The sequence below is a fragment of the Peribacillus sp. NPDC096622 genome (genome assembly GCF_044762665.1).
Lineage (GTDB): Bacteria > Bacillota > Bacilli > Bacillales > DSM-1321 > Peribacillus > Peribacillus frigoritolerans_B.
Genome location: NZ_JBIWES010000002.1, coordinates 339,251 through 356,523 on the forward strand (window position 1 = coordinate 339,251; position 17,273 = coordinate 356,523).

Annotated in this window: 18 protein-coding genes and 1 tRNA gene; 18 read left to right on the forward strand and 1 reads right to left on the reverse strand. The window is 43.0% G+C overall.

The features are described from left to right. Nucleotides 1-8: 8 nt before the first annotated feature. The 13 genes from hisD to ACIQYG_RS05060 all read left to right on the forward strand — a co-directional run bounded on the left by hisD (nt 9) and on the right by ACIQYG_RS05060 (nt 11,902). Nucleotides 9-1,307 carry a histidinol dehydrogenase gene (gene hisD / locus ACIQYG_RS05000; RefSeq protein WP_402835915.1) on the forward strand — a complete coding sequence of 433 codons (1,299 nt, stop codon included), beginning with the start codon at nt 9-11 and terminating at the stop codon, nt 1,305-1,307. 81 nt (nt 1,308-1,388) lie between these two features. Next, nucleotides 1,389-1,976, forward strand: a complete 588-nt coding sequence (gene hisB / locus ACIQYG_RS05005) for an imidazoleglycerol-phosphate dehydratase HisB (RefSeq protein ID WP_063233950.1) — start codon at nt 1,389-1,391, stop codon at nt 1,974-1,976. Beyond that, complete coding sequence (hisH, locus tag ACIQYG_RS05010; RefSeq protein ID WP_402835918.1) at nt 1,977-2,609, forward strand: imidazole glycerol phosphate synthase subunit HisH; 633 nt, start codon at nt 1,977-1,979, stop codon at nt 2,607-2,609. Then, complete coding sequence (hisA, locus tag ACIQYG_RS05015; RefSeq protein ID WP_402835920.1) at nt 2,606-3,340, forward strand: 1-(5-phosphoribosyl)-5-[(5-phosphoribosylamino)methylideneamino]imidazole-4-carboxamide isomerase; 735 nt, start codon at nt 2,606-2,608, stop codon at nt 3,338-3,340. The genes hisH and hisA overlap by 4 nt, the downstream gene beginning before the upstream one ends. Further along, nucleotides 3,341-4,099, forward strand: a complete 759-nt coding sequence (gene hisF, locus ACIQYG_RS05020) for an imidazole glycerol phosphate synthase subunit HisF (RefSeq protein WP_402835922.1) — start codon at nt 3,341-3,343, stop codon at nt 4,097-4,099. Further along, on the forward strand, nt 4,096-4,752 hold the full coding sequence (hisIE, locus tag ACIQYG_RS05025; RefSeq protein WP_402835924.1) for a bifunctional phosphoribosyl-AMP cyclohydrolase/phosphoribosyl-ATP diphosphatase HisIE: 657 nt from the start codon (nt 4,096-4,098) through the stop codon (nt 4,750-4,752). Before hisF ends, hisIE begins: the two co-directional genes overlap by 4 nt. Before the next feature lie 375 nt (nt 4,753-5,127). Further along, nucleotides 5,128-6,630 carry a tetratricopeptide repeat protein gene (locus ACIQYG_RS05030; RefSeq protein WP_402835926.1) on the forward strand — a complete coding sequence of 501 codons (1,503 nt, stop codon included), beginning with the start codon at nt 5,128-5,130 and terminating at the stop codon, nt 6,628-6,630. Between the two features lie 103 nt (nt 6,631-6,733). After that, complete coding sequence (gene trxB, locus ACIQYG_RS05035) at nt 6,734-7,681, forward strand: thioredoxin-disulfide reductase (protein ID WP_402835928.1); 948 nt, start codon at nt 6,734-6,736, stop codon at nt 7,679-7,681. A gap of 542 nt (nt 7,682-8,223) precedes the next feature. Beyond that, entirely contained in the window at nt 8,224-8,682 is a 459-nt protein-coding gene (locus tag ACIQYG_RS05040) for an NUDIX hydrolase (RefSeq protein WP_034309963.1), read from the forward strand. A gap of 45 nt (nt 8,683-8,727) precedes the next feature. Then, nucleotides 8,728-9,627, forward strand: coding sequence for an RNase adapter RapZ (rapZ, locus tag ACIQYG_RS05045; RefSeq protein WP_289351316.1), 900 nt, complete (start codon nt 8,728-8,730; stop codon nt 9,625-9,627). Beyond that, the gene (locus ACIQYG_RS05050) at nt 9,617-10,603 is read left to right on the forward strand and encodes a gluconeogenesis factor YvcK family protein (protein WP_095393289.1); all 987 of its coding nucleotides are present in this window, start codon (nt 9,617-9,619) and stop codon (nt 10,601-10,603) included. The genes rapZ and ACIQYG_RS05050 overlap by 11 nt, the downstream gene beginning before the upstream one ends. Nucleotides 10,604-10,670: 67 nt before the next feature. Next, nucleotides 10,671-11,624: a DNA-binding protein WhiA gene (gene whiA, locus ACIQYG_RS05055; RefSeq protein ID WP_034309971.1), complete on the forward strand. Its 954-nt coding sequence runs from the start codon at nt 10,671-10,673 to the stop codon at nt 11,622-11,624. Between the two features lie 20 nt (nt 11,625-11,644). Continuing rightward, complete coding sequence (locus tag ACIQYG_RS05060; RefSeq protein ID WP_048688029.1) at nt 11,645-11,902, forward strand: HPr family phosphocarrier protein; 258 nt, start codon at nt 11,645-11,647, stop codon at nt 11,900-11,902. A gap of 92 nt (nt 11,903-11,994) precedes the next feature. Here ACIQYG_RS05060 and clpP read toward each other — a convergent pair whose 3' ends face one another. Then, nucleotides 11,995-12,603, reverse strand: coding sequence for an ATP-dependent Clp endopeptidase proteolytic subunit ClpP (clpP, locus tag ACIQYG_RS05065; RefSeq protein ID WP_063233960.1), 609 nt, complete (start codon nt 12,601-12,603; stop codon nt 11,995-11,997). Between the two features lie 288 nt (nt 12,604-12,891). Between clpP and ACIQYG_RS05070 the strand changes: the two genes are divergently transcribed. The 5 genes from ACIQYG_RS05070 to gap all read left to right on the forward strand — a co-directional run bounded on the left by ACIQYG_RS05070 (nt 12,892) and on the right by gap (nt 17,093). Next, nucleotides 12,892-12,963: transfer RNA gene (locus tag ACIQYG_RS05070), tRNA-Arg, on the forward strand. A 317-nt stretch (nt 12,964-13,280) separates the two neighbouring features. Next, complete coding sequence (gene rpoN, locus ACIQYG_RS05075; protein WP_402835934.1) at nt 13,281-14,621, forward strand: RNA polymerase factor sigma-54; 1,341 nt, start codon at nt 13,281-13,283, stop codon at nt 14,619-14,621. A 15-nt stretch (nt 14,622-14,636) separates the two neighbouring features. Next, nucleotides 14,637-14,879, forward strand: coding sequence for a glutaredoxin family protein (locus ACIQYG_RS05080; protein ID WP_402835936.1), 243 nt, complete (start codon nt 14,637-14,639; stop codon nt 14,877-14,879). A 139-nt stretch (nt 14,880-15,018) separates the two neighbouring features. Then, entirely contained in the window at nt 15,019-16,053 is a 1,035-nt protein-coding gene (locus ACIQYG_RS05085; protein ID WP_402835938.1) for a sugar-binding transcriptional regulator, read from the forward strand. Between the two features lie 32 nt (nt 16,054-16,085). After that, nucleotides 16,086-17,093, forward strand: coding sequence for a type I glyceraldehyde-3-phosphate dehydrogenase (gene gap, locus ACIQYG_RS05090; RefSeq protein WP_402835940.1), 1,008 nt, complete (start codon nt 16,086-16,088; stop codon nt 17,091-17,093). Nucleotides 17,094-17,273 lie beyond the last annotated feature (180 nt).

Here is a 17,273-nt window from a genome sequence, read left to right on the forward strand (position 1 = left end):
GTGAAGGTATGAAAATAGAACGGTTTGCTGAAGGGATTTCCCTGAAACGCTCGGTTGAAGCAGGTACTGCCGATCAAAGAAAAGCGGTCCAGGATATTATTTATGATGTCAGGAAAAGTGGAAACGCAGCTTTACATGCCTATACCGAACGTTTCGATGGTGTCAGTCTAGGGGAATTGCTTGTATCGGAACAGGAAATGGAAGAAGCGACAGCGGCCTTAACTGCTGAGCAGCTAGATATTATTCAAGAAGCTGCGAATAATATCCGAATGTTTCACGAGAAACAAATTCGAAATTCATGGTTTACGACTGATGATACGGGAACGATGCTAGGACAAAAATTGACACCTCTTGATGCTGTAGGTGTTTATGTACCTGGAGGCACAGCAGCCTATCCTTCGTCAGTATTGATGAATGCATTGCCTGCGAAGGCCGCGGGGGTGGAACGGGTCGTTATGGTTTCCCCTCCAGGAAAAGATGGGAAATTATCGCCAGCGGTTTTGGCAGCTGCCAAAATTGCCGGAGTTAAGGAAATCTATAAAGTTGGCGGGGCTCAGGCCATAGCTGCCCTCGCTTATGGGACGGAAACAATTAAGAAAGTGGATAAAATAGTGGGTCCGGGAAATATATATGTGGCGTTAGCGAAGCGCGAAGTATTCGGAGATGTCGCAATTGATATGATAGCAGGTCCCAGTGAAATAGCGATATTGGCGGACGAAACAGCCATCGCTGCAGAAGTTGCGGCAGACTTGCTATCACAGGCGGAGCATGATGCCCGGGCTTGCAGTGTTTTGGTCGCGACGTCAATGTCTCTTGCAGAAGATGTGGCAGCAGAAGTGACCAAGCAGGTGGCGTTGCTTCCACGCCATGATATTGCTGCAGCATCGATAAGGGATTATGGAAGAATCGTTGTATGCGGGAATATGGCAGAAGCTGTTGAAGCGATTAATGAACTTGCACCGGAACATTTGGAAATTGTGACCAAGGATGCACTTGAAATCATGGCTAAAATCCGCCATGCCGGGGCAATCTTCATTGGCCGCTTTAGTTCAGAGCCTGTCGGGGATTACTTCGCAGGCCCCAATCATGTATTGCCTACAAATGGAACCGCCCGTTTTTCCAGCCCGCTGAATGTGGATGATTTCCAAAAGAAATCGAGCATCATCATGTATAGTGAAACGGCCTTCCGCAAAAATGCAGAAAAAATCGCAGCATTTGCAAGAATGGAAGGACTTGAGGCTCATGCCCGTGCCATCGAATCACGTGGTGTGAATGAATCGGGAAAAGGTCCTGAATTATTAAAATAAGTGAAATCAGTGATATAAAGACTTTTGACATGCTTTTACATCTTGGGAAAAGGGGTCTTACCCCGTTGAGGAGGAGCTGTAATGGAACGTTTTGCTAGTGTGGAGCGAAAAACGAATGAAACGGAAATAAGTTTGAAGTTTGGTGTGGATGGGGAAGGTAATTCTTCCATTAAGACCGGCGTTCCGTTTATGACGCATATGCTCGATTTGTTCACAAAACACGGGAAGTTTGATTTGACAGTAGATGCAAACGGGGATACAGACGTGGATGATCACCATACAACTGAAGATATTGGCATTTGCTTGGGTCAGACATTATTGGAGGCCCTTGGAGACAAGCGCGGGATTAAGCGTTACGGAAATGCTTTCGTACCTATGGATGAAGCACTCGCCCAGGTTGTCATCGATTTAAGCAATCGTCCGCATCTGGAGTTCCGGGCTGAGTTTCCTTCGCAAAAAGTCGGTACTTTCGATACTGAACTGGTGCACGAGTTTCTTTGGAAATTCGCTCTTGAAGCCAGGATGAACCTTCATGTAGTCGTTCATTACGGTCACAACACACATCATATGATCGAGGCAATATTCAAAGCGCTTGGACGTGCATTGGATGAAGCTACGACTATCGATCCACGTGTCAAAGGCATCCCTTCGACGAAAGGAATGTTGTAAATGATCGGGATCGTCGATTATGGCATGGGGAATTTATTTTCTGTTAGTAAAGGGCTTGAGCGCCTTGGTGCAGATTCATTCATTTCCGATGACCCAAAAGAACTTTCAAAGTCGAAAGGGATCATACTTCCCGGCGTTGGCTCTTTCAGGGATGCCATGAGTCTCTTGGAAAGACAAAAGCTGGATGAATTCCTGAGGGAATATGTAGCGGATGGGGGCTATCTATTAGGCATCTGCCTTGGCATGCAGCTTCTCTTTGATGAAAGTGAGGAAAATGGACCGGCAAAAGGATTATCCCTCATCCCGGGAAAAGTCGTTCGTTTTAAGGGAGTGGATGCGAATGACCAGGTTTATAAAGTGCCGCACATGGGCTGGAATCGTCTTGAATTAAAACACGCTTCACCAGTGAATGAAGGGCTGGAAGAGGATCATGTATATTTCGTCCATTCTTACTACGTCGATACAGATGAATCATTCGTTACCGCTTCGGCGACGTATGATGTGGAAGTGCCGGCGATCGTCGGTAAAGGGAATGTATTCGGCATGCAGTTCCATCCGGAAAAAAGCGGGAATATGGGCATGTCACTTTTGGGAAATTATCTGTCATTAGTAGAAGGGAAGGAAGAAGCATGAGCAACTTTACTATTTACCCGGCGATTGATATGCGCGGAGGCAAATGCGTCCGCTTAATCCAGGGAGATTACAATCAGGAAACCGTTTATGGCGATTCCCCCTTCGATATGGCTAAAAGCTTTGCGGACCAAGGAGCCGATTGGATACATATGGTCGACCTTGACGGGGCTAAAGAGGGAGTAAGAATCAATGATTCGTACGTAATTAAAGCTGCAAGTGATTTAGGCGCCCGCATTCAAATCGGCGGCGGCATCCGTACGGAACGGGATATAGCCCATTATCTGGATAATGGAGTGGAACGTGTCATTCTAGGCAGCACGGCCGTTTCGGACCCTGATTTCGCTAAAGAAATGATTAGGAAATATGGAAGCCACATCGCAATCGGGATCGATGCGAAGGATGGCAGGGTTGCCACTCATGGTTGGCTTCAAACGTCTGGAACCCTTGCGATAGACCTTGGCAAATTACTGGCAGATGCTGGTGCTGAGACCTTTATCGTGACTGATATCGCGACGGATGGCATGCTTTCAGGTCCGAATGTGGAAGGTATATTGGCCATGGCAAAGGCAACTGGTAAAGACGTGATCGCTTCGGGAGGCATTAGTTCACTCGAAGACCTTATCACTCTCAAGGAGCATGAAGCCCAAGGCATTGCAGGGGCAATCATTGGCAAGGCACTTTATACCAACCGCTTTAATGTAGCAGAAGCACTAGAAAAGGTGCGTGGTTAAATGCTCACTAAACGAATTATTCCATGTCTCGATGTAAAAGATGGGCGCGTAGTCAAAGGCATACAATTTGTTTCCCTTAGGGATGCTGGAGATCCGGTCGAACTTGCAGCCTTTTACGACCAAGAAGGTGCCGATGAACTTGTCTTCCTGGATATTTCCGCATCACATGAAGGCAGGGAAACGATCGTCGACGTCGTTCAAGCGGTAGCGAGCAGCTTGGCAATCCCGTTCACGGTGGGCGGCGGCATTAATTCATTGGCGGATATGAAGAAGATCCTAAGAGCTGGTGCCGATAAAGTATCCTTAAATACAGCAGCCATCCTGCGTCCTGATTTAATTAATGAAGGTGCTGATTATTTTGGTTCCCAATGTATCGTGGTCGCCATAGACGCCCGATATGATGAAGAGCTTGGGTCATGGCGCGTATATACCCATGGCGGCCGGAAGCCGACTGAATGGGAAGTGATCGAGTGGGCGAAGGAAGCCGTATCCCGCGGCGCTGGGGAAATTTTATTGACAAGCATGGATTGTGACGGCGAGAAACAAGGGTTTAATATCGCTTTGACAAAAGCGGTATCTGAAGCCGTTTCAGTGCCGGTCATCGCCTCAGGCGGGGCAGGCAACGCTGAACATTTCCAGGTAGCCTTTCAAGAAGGTAAAGCAGACGCAGCATTAGCCGCATCGATTTTTCATTATAAAGAAACATCCGTCAAAGAAGTTAAATCGTTTCTCAAACAACAAGGAGTGGTTGTACGATGAATCTTGAAACTATTAAATACGACGAAAAAGGCCTGATACCGGCAATTATTCAAGATGCAGGAACCGGCGAAGTGCTGACTCTTGCTTACATGAACCAAGAATCTCTGCAATTGTCGATTGAAAAAGGTGAAACGGTTTTCTTCAGCCGTTCGCGCAATGAATTATGGCATAAAGGAGCAACCAGCGGCAATACCCAGAAAATCATCGAAATGAAGTATGACTGCGATCAAGATGCATTGGTCGTTCGGGTCGTTCCTGCAGGTCCTGCGTGCCATACAGGGGCAACAAGCTGTTTTAGCGAAACGATTTACCAAAACGGTGAAGCCGGACAAGACGTGAAGGCGAATGTGACTTTCTTGACGGAATTGGAAAAATTGATTGAAAAAAGAAAATCGGAAATGCCTGAAGGTTCATATACTACCTACCTATTCGATAAGGGCGTTGATAAGATCCTGAAAAAAGTCGGTGAAGAAGCGGCAGAAGTGATCATTGCTGCAAAGAACCGCGATGCAGAGGAACTTTCGATGGAAAGTGCAGATCTCCTCTATCACTTATTCGTTCTTCTTCAGGAGCAGGAGTTGCCGTTCCAAGCGGTGCTTGATGTATTGAAGGCTAGACATGCGGATAAGGACGAACCGAAAGAAACCGAATGAATGGTGAGTGCCTTCATTAATAGGGGAGCTCAGTTTGTAGACAAAAGGGGTTCTATCTAAATTTTAAAACAAAGTTGATTGGAGCGAGTGCCTGGAGGCGACGTTCAAATTGTACAAACCTTAAAAAAACTGAAGACAACTGGATTTTCATCGAGTTTGTCTTCAGTTTGTGCCCTCCTTCAATAGGGGGGCTCTTTTGTGTGTATTCACGACTGCGAGCAACGATCTTGACTCCCCTTTTGACTAGGAAAATGCTTCCATTTCTTCTTAAAGAAAGTATGGTGATTCCCGTTTTCCATTTTCTTGAATTGTTCGGCAAATTTTCTCCAATATGTTATAATACTATGGTTAATCAACTTGTAGATGGAGGATTACATGAGTAAAGACTCTAAATTTGGCCAACAGGCAAAAATTCTAACCTTTCACCCAACAGGTGAGTATTATTTCACCAAGGGTTTAAAAGCTTATCATAGACGGGAATTACCTAAATCAAAGAAATACCTGGAACGTGCGCTGGAACTTGAACCTGCTGAACCGATGATAGCTTGTCAATTGGCAATCACTTGCTCGGAAATCGGTGAATATAATTATTCAAACAACCTTTTGGAAAACATCTTGGATGTGATGGATCCCTATATGTCTGAATGTCATTACTTCCTGGCGAATAATTATGCCCACTTAGGCATGTTCAAGGAGGCTTATCGTCACGCCAGTGCTTATCTTGATAAAGAAGAAGACGGGGAGTTCAGCGATGACGCAGAGGATCTGCTTGAACTGATAACTTTTGAGTCGGATGAGTCAGAAGAAAACCCCTTCAAGCATGATGGGCTCATTACCAAACAGGAACAAGCTCGTGAGTACCTGGAATCAGGAAATTTCCCGAAGGCAATCGAAGTGCTGAAAGAAACGATTGCCGAGTACGAAGATTACTGGTCCGCTTATAATAACCTGGCACTTGCCTATTTCTATCTTGGTCAAGTAAATGAAGCTTTTGAAACACTTGATGAGGTACTGGAAAAAAGTCCGGGAAACCTGCATGCGCTTTGCAACCTTGTTGTTTTCCATCATTATCAACAGGATGAAGCAAAGGTTGAAGAGCTCATACAGATGCTGGAGAAAATTAGGCCGATGCTATCCGAACATCGTTTCAAGCTTGGAGCGACCTTCGCTTTGATCGGAAATTATGCTTCTGCATATAAATGGCTGAAAGGACTCCAAAAGCAAGGGTTCGAAGGAGATGGAACCTTCTATTATTGGCTTACCATTTCCGCTTACCACTTAGGCCATGAACAGGCTGCCAAAAAGGCATGGAAAAAGGTCGTGGAAATGAACCCGGAAAAGGAAGGCATGGAGCCTTGGGGAGATATGAACGCAACTTCAGATGGTTTTGAACATCATTTTCCTTCTATTATAAAAAGGCTGGAAAGTGAATTCATCGAAGAAAGGCTGTTTGCCATTTTCCTTCTGAAACATTCGGTTCATAAACAGAAGCTATTGAAAAACCAGGTTCTCAACCTAAATCAGAATTTCACTGATTTGGAACGTGATTATGCCGAACTTGTTCAAGTTCCTGCTAAAGATCGCCAATTAACACCGATTGATTTTGCCGATCGTACAGCGGAGTTATTATATCAGCATTTCCAACCGATACAATTAAATGAAGCCGGGCTCTATTTAATGTGGTTTTCCGTTTTCATCGAAGCGGTGAAATCCGGGCAGAAGCTAAATAATCCAGCAGGCTGGGCATCTGCGGTGGAGTACGTGTGGATTCAGCTTAAAAATGAGAAGGCGAGCAAACAGGCAATCGCAGACAAACATTTCATATCGGTGTCCACCTTATCGAAGTACGTAAAGTTGGTTCAAAACTTACTCGGATGAGCAGATATTTGGACGAAAAATTATTTGTTATATAGGATAATAGGTAGGGAACACTAACCGTAGTGAAGGTTCCATTTGTAATGGAATATGGAGGAGTGAAAACATGTCTGAAAAAATTTATGACGTTGTTATTATTGGAGCTGGTCCTGCAGGGATGACGGCGGCTGTCTATACATCACGTGCGAACCTTTCAACATTGATGTTAGAACGCGGGGTACCGGGCGGGCAAATGGCCAATACGGAAGAAGTTGAAAATTATCCTGGATTCGACACTATACTCGGACCTGAACTTTCAACAAAAATGTTTGACCATGCAAAGAAATTCGGTGCGGAGTATGCCTATGGCGATGTTAAGGAAATCATTGACGGTGAAGAGTATAAAACGATCAAAGCCGGTACAAAGGAATTCAAAGCACGTTCAATCATCATTTCATCTGGTGCCGAATACAAGAAAATCGGCGTTCCTGGCGAAAAAGAATTGGGCGGCCGCGGTGTTTCGTATTGTGCAGTTTGTGACGGTGCATTCTTCAAGCAAAAAGAATTGTTCGTTATCGGCGGCGGAGACTCTGCTGTTGAAGAGGGTGTGTACTTAACCCGCTTTGCTTCAAAAGTGACGATCGTTCACAGACGTGACGAACTTCGTGCTCAAAAGATTCTTCAAGATCGTGCATTTGCCAATGAGAAAATTAACTTCATCTGGAATCACACTTTGAAGGAAATCAATGAAAAAGGCGGCAAAGTCGGCGGTGTCACACTAGTTTCCACAGAAAGCGGAGAAGAGACAGTGATGGACGCAGACGGTGTATTCATTTATATCGGAATGCTTCCGCTGACTAAACCATTTGAAAACTTGGGCATCTTGAATTCCACAGGCTATATTGAAACGAATGATCGGATGGAAACACGCGTACCTGGTATTTTTGCTGCAGGTGACGTTCGTGAAAAAACATTGCGCCAAATCGTTACAGCTACAGGCGATGGCAGTATTGCCGCTCAATCAGCTCAGCATTTTGTTGAGGAACTTCAGGAAAAATTGCAGCCAAAGGCTTGATATCACAAGAATATACAATCGTAATTCCGTTTTAACGATGTTGTAACACGCGTGAAATAATGATTGGGTATAGTATGGGTAGAAGTTGACCCCCTTTAATTATAAACGTTTAAGGACACAGATTAAGTTTCTGTGTCTTTTTTTTGGTTTTCATGCTTTGAGACTATATCTTTAGTTCCAATTTTTAGGATGTTACCGAGCGGTTTTTAATGTGAAGTAAGTCGTTCCTTTGCATTTAGGCAGCGAAAGTGGAGAAGAATAGGAGTTAAGCAGGATAAAGGCTTACTTTATGTGGCTCCTTGCAAATGAAGATTACCCCAATGCAGGAAGTTTACTTTATTGTTAGCTCATTTTAAAAATAGTATAATGATAAGATATACTAAACATATATTATCTTTCATAATGGTAATAATATGAAAAATACAACTTGTTTGAACTATTAAATGGATATCTAGCGGCGGTTTAAGGATATAAACTGAATCTCTTCAAAATGGGGGGTGAAGGTTTTTTATAGTCGAGCAGAGCCAATCGAGGTGAAGAACGTGCAACGTGTCACAAACTGTGTATTGATCAGAGATAATCAAATCCTCTTATTGAAAAAGCCTAGACGCGGATGGTGGGTAGCTCCAGGCGGCAAGATGGAACCTGGGGAATCTGTACGCGATGCTTGTATTAGGGAATATCGCGAAGAAACGGGCGTTTATTTAAAAAACCCTTCAATCAAAGGGATTTTCACCTTCATCATGAAGGACGGGGATAAAGTTTTATCAGAATGGATGATGTTCACTTTCTTTGCAACGGATTCCGATGGTGTAAATGTCGATGTTTGTGAAGAAGGGGAACTTAGCTGGCATCCGGTAGAAGATGTTAAAAAGCTGATGATGGCTGAAGGTGATTTTCACATCCTGGATTATATGGTTCATGGAAGTGGGATCATCTATGGAACATTTACTTATACACCTGAGTTTAAGCTGCTTTCTTACCGTTTGGATCCAGGTTAATTATTAGATATAAAAAAGATTGCTATACATGGGGGCGGAGAAACTATGAGTACAGGGCAGATGAGTGAAACGCAATTGGTCATCATTACCGGAATGTCCGGAGCAGGTAAGACAGTGGCGGTTCAAAGTTTTGAAGACCTCGGCTTTTTTTGCGTCGATAATTTGCCGCCCACGCTATTGCCAAAGTTTTTGGAGTTAATGAAGGACTCCGGGAATAAGATGAATAAAGTGGCTCTTGTCATGGATTTAAGGGGAAGGGAATTTTTTGATTCCTTATTTCTTGCACTCGATAATTTAACGGATACAGCTGCAGTATCACCAAGAATCCTTTTTCTTGAAGCTGATGATGATTCCTTGGTACGCAGATATAAGGAAACGAGAAGGACCCACCCACTTGCTCCATTAGGCAGGCCATTGGAAGGCATTAAAATGGAACGGGAACTTTTGGACGAATTGAAGGGAAGGGCCCAGTTGATCTTTAATACTTCCCAACTGAAACCACGCGAATTGAGGGAGAAAATCGCTTCGGAGTTTTCTGCCGATAAAAGTGTCGGTTTTACAGTCAATGTCATGTCGTTCGGGTTCAAGCATGGTTTGCCCATAGATGCCGACCTTGTGTTTGATGTACGGTTCCTGCCAAATCCATATTATATTGACCATATGAGGCCAAGGACTGGCTTGGAACAGGAAGTGTCGAGTTACGTTTTAAAATGGAGTGAGACGCAAAAATTCTTGGAAAAAGTGACCGATCTGCTCGCTTTCATGCTTCCATATTATAAACGTGAAGGGAAAGCACAGCTTGTTGTTGCGATTGGGTGTACAGGTGGTCAGCACCGTTCTGTAGCATTGACGGAGTATATTTCCAACCACTTTAAGAAGGATTACAGGGTTCAAGTATCACATCGCGATATCGAAAAAAGTAAGGGGAAAGCAGATGTTAGATAAAAAGAAACAACCTAAGGTTGTGATCATCGGAGGGGGAACCGGCCTTCCTGTTTTGTTGAGAGGGTTAAAGAAGCATCCGGTGGATATAACGGCAATCGTGACGGTAGCTGATGATGGTGGCAGTTCAGGCCGCCTTCGCGAGGATATGGATATTCCCGCTCCGGGTGATATTCGTAACGTGCTGGCTGCGTTATCGGATGTAGAGCCCCTTGTTGAACAAATGTTTCAACATCGCTTTCAGAGTAAAAATGAGTTGTCCGGGCATTCGCTGGGGAATTTGATACTGGCGGCAATGACTTCGTTGACCGGGGATTTCGTCCATGCGATCCAGGAAATGAGTAAATTTCTTAATGTCCGCGGTAAAGTGCTTCCGGCTGCCAACCAAAGTGTGGTTCTCCATGCAGAGATGGATGACGGAACGATCGTTACAGGAGAATCCAAGATTCCTTTCTCAGGAAAGAAAATAAAAAAAGTATTTCTGTCTCCTCATCATATAAAGCCGCTTAGTGAAACTCTCCAGGAAATCAAGCAGGCAGATCTTATAGTCATAGGTCCAGGAAGCCTATATACTAGCATTCTGCCTAACTTACTTGTCCCTGGTTTAGGAGAAGAGGTTGCCCGTTCCAAGGCGAAGAAGGTGTACATTTGCAATTTGATGACACAAGCCGGCGAGACTCTGGATTATAGCGCGAGTGATCATATAAAAGCGATATATGACCATATGGGGAATGCATATATTGACAGGATACTCGTTAATAATGAGGAAATACCAACCGAGATTCAGCAACGCTATCAAGCTGAATATGCCAAACCGGTCATGTATGATGTGGAAAGTTTAAAAATGATGGGTCTTGAAATCATACAAGAACGCATTTTCAGCTATGAAGGGAATGTAATACGCCATGACACGAAAAAAGTGGCGGATTTGCTTTATAATATGCTTGTAAATGAAACAAAAAGCCACATAGTACCGTAGATATAAACGGGGGCGGTTTTTTGATTGATAAAAATAGATTACCTGCGTTCGATTGGGGGTGAAATGGATGTCTTTTGCTTCAGAAACAAAAAAAGAGCTTACTACATTAGAGGGAAAGGATTGCTGCGGTAAAGCGGAATTGTGTGCGCTTATCCGGATGAACGGATCCCTTTCATTTTCTAATCGGAAGCTTGTTGTGGATATTCAAACTGAGAATGCTGCGATAGCCAGAAGGATTTATACGCTGCTGAAAAAAAGTTATGAGGTCCAGGTCGAGCTATTGGTCCGTAAAAAGATGAAGCTTAAAAAGAACAATGTATATATTGTCAGGATGTCATCCGGAGGGCAGCGGGTTTTAACCGATTTGGAAATTTTAGGCGATGGCTTTGAAATTCTCCATGATATATCCGATACTATTGTTGGGAAGAAATGCTGTAAGCGTTCTTACCTTAGAGGTGCATTTCTTGCGGGGGGGTCGGTAAACAATCCGGAAACGTCCTCCTATCACCTTGAGATTTTCTCACTGTATAAAGAGCACAATGATGCCCTTTGTGAGCTAATGAATAAGTTTGGCTTGAAGGCCAAGACGCTTGAGCGCAAGAAAGGGTACATCATTTATTTGAAAGAAGCCGAAAAGATTGCCGAGTTTTTAAGTATAGTTGGCGCCCATTCAGCTTTATTAAGGTTCGAGGATGTACGGATTGTCCGTGATATGCGTAATTCAGTGAATCGGCTTGTGAATTGTGAAACAGCCAATTTGAACAAAACGATCGGTGCATCATTGCGCCAGGTTGAAAATATCCATTATATCGAGGATACGGTAGGACTAAGCATTTTACCGGATAAGCTTCGGGAAATTGCGGAGCTTAGGATAGCGTTTCAGGATATAACCTTAAAGGAACTTGGGGAAATGGTATCCGGGGGAACCATCAGTAAGTCCGGGATTAATCACCGATTGCGAAAGATTGATGAAATAGCTGACAGGCTCCGTGGGGGAGAGGCTATTGCTGCGAAAAAATAAAGCTAACAGGGGAGATCAAGATGGTGGAAAAACAAGTTGAGGTAAAATTGAAAACGGGTTTGCAAGCTCGGCCGGCGGCTCTTTTTGTACAAGAAGCTAACCGCTTTCATTCAGATGTTTTTCTTGAAAAAGAAGGAAAGAAAGTGAATGCAAAAAGTATAATGGGGTTAATGAGCCTTGCCATCAGTTCTGGCGTGTCCGTGAAGTTAATCGTTGAGGGACGCGATGAAAAAGAAGCGTTAGAGGCATTGGAAGAGTTCGTTCAGCAAGAGGGTTAAAAAAGGGGATGCCTAAAAGTGCATCTTTTCTTTTATAGTAAAAAAGGCTCCGGAAATCGCTTAAGGCGATCTCCGGAGCCTTTTGTTCATGATTATTTAGAGTCTTTTTTATCATCAAGGATGCTGCGCGTGATGACTTTGTCAATCAAGCCATATTCAAGAGCTCTTTCGGAAGTCATGAAGTTATCACGTTCCGTATCTCTTTGAAGGACTTCAATAGGTTGTCCAGTACGCTCTGCCAAGATTTGGTTCAGCTTATCTTTCAAGTGAAGGATACGGCGGGCAGCAATTTCAATTTCCGTAGCTTGACCTTGAGCTCCTCCAAGTGGCTGGTGAATCATGACTTCACTGTTTGGCAACGCATAACGTTTGCCTTTTTCGCCAGCGGCCAATAGGAAAGCACCCATGGAAGCGGCCATACCGATGCAAACTGTCGATACATTAGGTTTGATATATTGCATAGTATCGTAAATGGCCATACCGGAAGTGATGCTTCCGCCAGGGCTGTTGATGTATAGAGTGATATCTTTTTCGGGATTTTCCGCTTCTAAAAATAGTAATTGAGCAACAATGGAGTTGGAAACATTATCGTCAATTGCACTTCCTAGCATAATGATCCGGTCTTTTAATAAACGGGAGTAAATATCGTAGGCACGCTCCCCACGACTTGTTTGTTCGATAACTGTAGGAATTAAATTCATGTTCATTTCCTCCTTCGATTAAGAGAATCATTTAAATTCTTTATGTATGTATGATACACTTTTTGGTCAATTTAGGTCAAACAAAACAAACCCTATTATGGATAATTTGTTCGACAATTTTCTGGCAAAGCTCCTTCCTGATAGATTATTTTATATATTATGCCGCACAGGGATGAATTTCCACATTACCCATAATACCCAAATGATAAAGTTTTAAACCTGATAACCCTTGCAAAGGAGGGGATTCTATCATATAATGAAGTCTGTTGAAAAAATATTTTCTATTACGCCCTCGTAGTGCAACGGATAGAACGCAAGCCTCCGAAGCTTGAAATGCAGGTTCGATTCCTGCCGAGGGCATTACCAATCTTCTGCTTAATAAAGCGGGGGATTTTTTATTGGTCATTTTTAGGAAAGTCTCTAAGATTTTTGGTGAATTTGCTCGTTTTCCGTAATATTCCATCGAATCCTGTAATGTCGGCCCTGTCTTGAAAATATTCGCCCACACTATTGAAAAATGGTGATTTTTCAATAAAAGTAGTTGTTAAATTTGCATTTCTAACATATAGTATTTAAAACAAATAAACTATTCAGAAAAAAATCGTAAGCGTTTTCATGGGTTTTTGTGTAGAATTTTCTCCTGATAATGTAAAATGGAGTGGGGGAGGGATGAATCGATGAGTATGAATATGAAAGCAGGACTTTTTCAACAGCAAACATTAAAGATGGCAATGACCCAGGAGCTTATGCAAGCTATTACATTGCTGCAATACTCCTCGCAGGAGCTATCGGCTTTTTTAGAAAATAAAATGGTGGAGAATCCATTACTGTCCATAGATCAGCCAACATCTTCTTTATTTCAGCCAACTTTTGACCGGGGGAAAAAGGGTAAACGGACTCTTAAAAATACGTATGATGCCAACTATTGGATTGAACAGATCAGTGAAGATACTATATCGCTTGAACAGCATATCATGTCCCAGGTGAATCACCAGCATTTTTCCGGGGAGCGGCAGAAGGCAATGCTGCTATTAATTCATAACCTTGATGAAAACGGTTACTTAAGGACTCAGCTGGATGATATATGCATCCCAGGCATATCTCCGGCCATTTTGGAAGAGAGTCTCTCGATTTTACAGGAACTCGAGCCGCATGGAATTGGAGCGAGGAACCTTCAAGAGTGCCTTTTGCTTCAGGTGAAAGCAGAAGGGGAGAATCTGCTGGCAGAATCGATCATAGAAAACCATTTCCTCGATTTTGCTGAAAAGCGCTGGAAAGACCTAAGTAAGAAAATCGGTGTTACACTGAAGGAGATTCAAGAAGTCTTTGATTATGTCCAGACGTTGAACCCGCGACCGGCTTCACTCTTTTTTCAGGAAAAACCTTCTTATATAGTGCCGGATGTGGTCGTGGAAGTTCGGGATGGCATGCTGCTTGTCGGGAATTATGATGGTAACACACCCAATCTTAATGTGGATAAAGGGTATTTAAACCGAATGAAGAGCCATAAGGATCAGGGAGTTCAGCGGTTTATCCAGGATAAGTGGCAGGAATACCAATGGATCTCCAGAGGAATCCAACAGAGAAAAGAAACTATATTGAAGGTTATGCAGTGCATCGTCGAAAAACAGCCTGCGTGCTTTCATCATGGCCTGAACTATTTAAAGCCGATGACGATGAAAGAAATCGCAGACGAACTTGGTATACATGAGTCCACGGTAAGCCGGGCGGTTAAGGGGAAATACGTACAGACACCATTTGGCACGATAGAGATGCGGATATTTTTCACTACTTCTTTACAGTCGGTTGGCCTTGATGAGGATATGTCGGGCATGCAAGCAAAAAAGAGCCTGCAGGCAGCCATCAATGGGGAAAATAAACAAAAGCCGCTCTCGGATCAAGACCTGGTAGAACGGCTGAAAGAGGAGCATGGAATTATCCTGGCACGCCGAACCGTTGCCAAGTACAGGGAACAATTAGGGATCCCTTCTTCATCTAAACGAAAAAGATATGATTGAAAAGGATGAGTGGTTTTGGAATCGAATGCGTTTGTTTTATATAGTAGGGATAAATGCCCTTTATGCGATAAAGCCAAGCAGGTACTTGAAGAAGTGAAACTGGAGTCAGGCATAGGCTATAAGGAAATCGATATCCATACCGATGATGATTTGCTTGAGAAATTCGGGCTGATGATTCCAGTCGTAGAATGGAAAGATGATGTCGTTCAATTCGGAAATGTTGATAAATCAGCTCTAAATAGGCTTTTGGAAAAATAATTTTTCAAATCATTTGAAGAAACATTCCGTTCCTGCTAGAATAAAATATGTAGCAGGAATATTTTTTTGTTTTAAGTGGGACACAAAATGACTACGTGGGACGTTAAATGTCCAACTTAACTTTTTAGGAGTTTTAAATATGCGTACATTACTCGAGGTACAAAGAAAATTATTACCCGATTTCCTTTTGGTTATGCAAAAAAGATATGATATCCTGCGTTATATCAAAATGATGCAGCCGGTTGGAAGGCGCAGTCTGTCCGTGAGCCTTAATTTGACAGAGCGGACGCTTAGAGGCGAGGTTGATTTTCTGAAAAGTCAGAACCTGGTTAACATCTTCAGCTCTGGCATGACGCTGACTGATGAAGGGATCGAAATCCTGGATAAGTTAGAAGGAATAATGCGTGAAGTAATGGGTATAGACATAATGGAACGGCAATTGCAGGATTTGTTACAAGTGGATGAAGTCATTATTGTCTCAGGAAATTGTGATGAAACCCCATGGGTGAAAAAAGAATTGGGTAAAGCTTGTGCAAACCGTATGAAACGAGAATGGAACTCAAAGAATATCATTGCGGTTACTGGCGGATCGACAATGGCCGAAGTGGCTAATTCGTTGTCACCTGATGAGGCGTCGAAGAAATTGACATTTGTCCCAGCCCGCGGGGGAATTGGTGAAGCAGTGCAGAATCAGGCCAATACGATTGTCGAAAAAATGGCACAGAAGGCACAAGCCTCATACAGAGTGTTATATGTACCCGATCAATTAAGCGGTGAGGTTTATGCATCATTTCAGAAGGAACCTGCAATTAAAGAAGTGATTTCCCAAATCAAGTCTGCCGATATGATCATTCATGGAATCGGTGATGCCATGGCGATGGCAGAGAGAAGAAATTCTTCGCCAGAAATGTTAAAGAAGCTGTTAGATGGAAATGCTGTAGGAGAGGCATTCGGTTATTATTACGATGAAAACGGCAAAGTTGTTCATAAAGTTTTGACAGTCGGCATCCAGTTAGATGATCTTAGCCCTGAAAAGCGAGTGATAACTGTGGCAGGTGGCAAAACTAAAGCAAAGGCTATCCGTTCCTACATGAAAGGCGCACCTTCATCGACCGTTTTGATCACGGATGAAGCTGCGGCACAAGAGTTAATTCAGGGGAATTACACCCCTTAATATATTTGCGAACTTAAAAGGAGGAATTTTTCATGGCAGTAAAAGTTGGTATTAATGGTTTTGGACGTATTGGACGTAATGTATTTCGTGCAGCATTGAGTAATCCTGGGGTAGAGATTGTTGCTATTAACGACTTAACGGATGCTAATATGTTAGCGCACCTTCTTCAATACGATACAATTCATGGATCACTTAATGAAAAAGTAACAGTTGATGGGGATTACCTTGTTGTCGATGGTCACAAAGTAAAAGTATTGGCTGAACGTGATCCTGCACAATTAGCATGGGGTGAACTGGGAGTAGAAGTAGTTGTAGAATCTACAGGACGTTTCACAAAACGTGCGGATGCAGCTAAGCATTTAGAAGCTGGCGCGAAAAAAGTAATCATCTCTGCTCCTGCATCTGATGAAGATATCACGATCGTCATGGGTGTAAACGAAGACAAATATGATGCAGCAAACCACCATGTAATTTCTAACGCTTCTTGTACAACGAACTGCTTAGCTCCATTTGCTAAAGTGCTTCATGAACAATTCGGAATCAAACGCGGTATGATGACTACTGTTCACTCTTATACAAATGATCAGCAAATCCTTGATTTGCCTCATAAAGATTACCGCCGTGCACGTGCAGCTGCCGAGAATATCATTCCTACAACAACTGGGGCAGCAAAAGCTGTTGCACTTGTACTTCCTGAACTTAAAGGGAAATTGAATGGTATGGCAATGCGCGTACCTACTCCAAACGTGTCTGTTGTCGACCTTGTTGCAGAGCTTGAAAAAGACACAACGGTTGAAGAAGTTAATGCAGCATTCAAAAAGGCTTCTGAGGGTGAATTAAAAGGAATCCTTGAGTACAGCGAACTTCCGTTAGTATCAACTGACTATAACGGTAACCGATCATCATCTACAATCGATGCCCTTTCCACAATGGTAATGGAAGGAAACATGGTTAAAGTATTATCTTGGTATGATAATGAAACAGGATATTCAAGCCGTGTTGTTGATTTGATCGACTATTTGGCTAAAAAAGGATTGTAATTAGAATAATAAAAAAACCTCACCAAGGTGAGGTTTTTTTTATCACACCCTCTAAAAAAACTTGGCAGAAGATGATATTATTAGTAAGTCATTATCAGTCAAGCGTTTACATTTCTTGTTTTTGGATAATTTCCTGGAAACCGACTATAATGAAAAAGAGAAAAGGGGAGTTGGGAAATT

What these genes read in the sequence shown, in the direction of transcription:
- hisD (WP_402835915.1), top strand. Translation starts at nt 9, where the DNA reads ATGAAAATAGAACGGTTTGCTGAAGGGATTTCCCTGAAACGCTCGGTT.
- hisB (WP_063233950.1), top strand. Translation starts at nt 1,389, where the DNA reads ATGGAACGTTTTGCTAGTGTGGAGCGAAAAACGAATGAAACGGAAATA.
- hisH (WP_402835918.1), top strand. Translation starts at nt 1,977, where the DNA reads ATGATCGGGATCGTCGATTATGGCATGGGGAATTTATTTTCTGTTAGT.
- hisA (WP_402835920.1), top strand. Translation starts at nt 2,606, where the DNA reads ATGAGCAACTTTACTATTTACCCGGCGATTGATATGCGCGGAGGCAAA.
- hisF (WP_402835922.1), top strand. Translation starts at nt 3,341, where the DNA reads ATGCTCACTAAACGAATTATTCCATGTCTCGATGTAAAAGATGGGCGC.
- hisIE (WP_402835924.1), top strand. Translation starts at nt 4,096, where the DNA reads ATGAATCTTGAAACTATTAAATACGACGAAAAAGGCCTGATACCGGCA.
- ACIQYG_RS05030 (WP_402835926.1), top strand. Translation starts at nt 5,128, where the DNA reads ATGAGTAAAGACTCTAAATTTGGCCAACAGGCAAAAATTCTAACCTTT.
- trxB (WP_402835928.1), top strand. Translation starts at nt 6,734, where the DNA reads ATGTCTGAAAAAATTTATGACGTTGTTATTATTGGAGCTGGTCCTGCA.
- rapZ (WP_289351316.1), top strand. Translation starts at nt 8,728, where the DNA reads ATGAGTACAGGGCAGATGAGTGAAACGCAATTGGTCATCATTACCGGA.
- ACIQYG_RS05050 (WP_095393289.1), top strand. Translation starts at nt 9,617, where the DNA reads ATGTTAGATAAAAAGAAACAACCTAAGGTTGTGATCATCGGAGGGGGA.
- whiA (WP_034309971.1), top strand. Translation starts at nt 10,671, where the DNA reads ATGTCTTTTGCTTCAGAAACAAAAAAAGAGCTTACTACATTAGAGGGA.
- ACIQYG_RS05060 (WP_048688029.1), top strand. Translation starts at nt 11,645, where the DNA reads ATGGTGGAAAAACAAGTTGAGGTAAAATTGAAAACGGGTTTGCAAGCT.
- clpP (WP_063233960.1), bottom strand. Translation starts at nt 12,603, where the DNA reads ATGAATTTAATTCCTACAGTTATCGAACAAACAAGTCGTGGGGAGCGT.
- rpoN (WP_402835934.1), top strand. Translation starts at nt 13,281, where the DNA reads ATGAGTATGAATATGAAAGCAGGACTTTTTCAACAGCAAACATTAAAG.
- ACIQYG_RS05085 (WP_402835938.1), top strand. Translation starts at nt 15,019, where the DNA reads ATGCGTACATTACTCGAGGTACAAAGAAAATTATTACCCGATTTCCTT.
- gap (WP_402835940.1), top strand. Translation starts at nt 16,086, where the DNA reads ATGGCAGTAAAAGTTGGTATTAATGGTTTTGGACGTATTGGACGTAAT.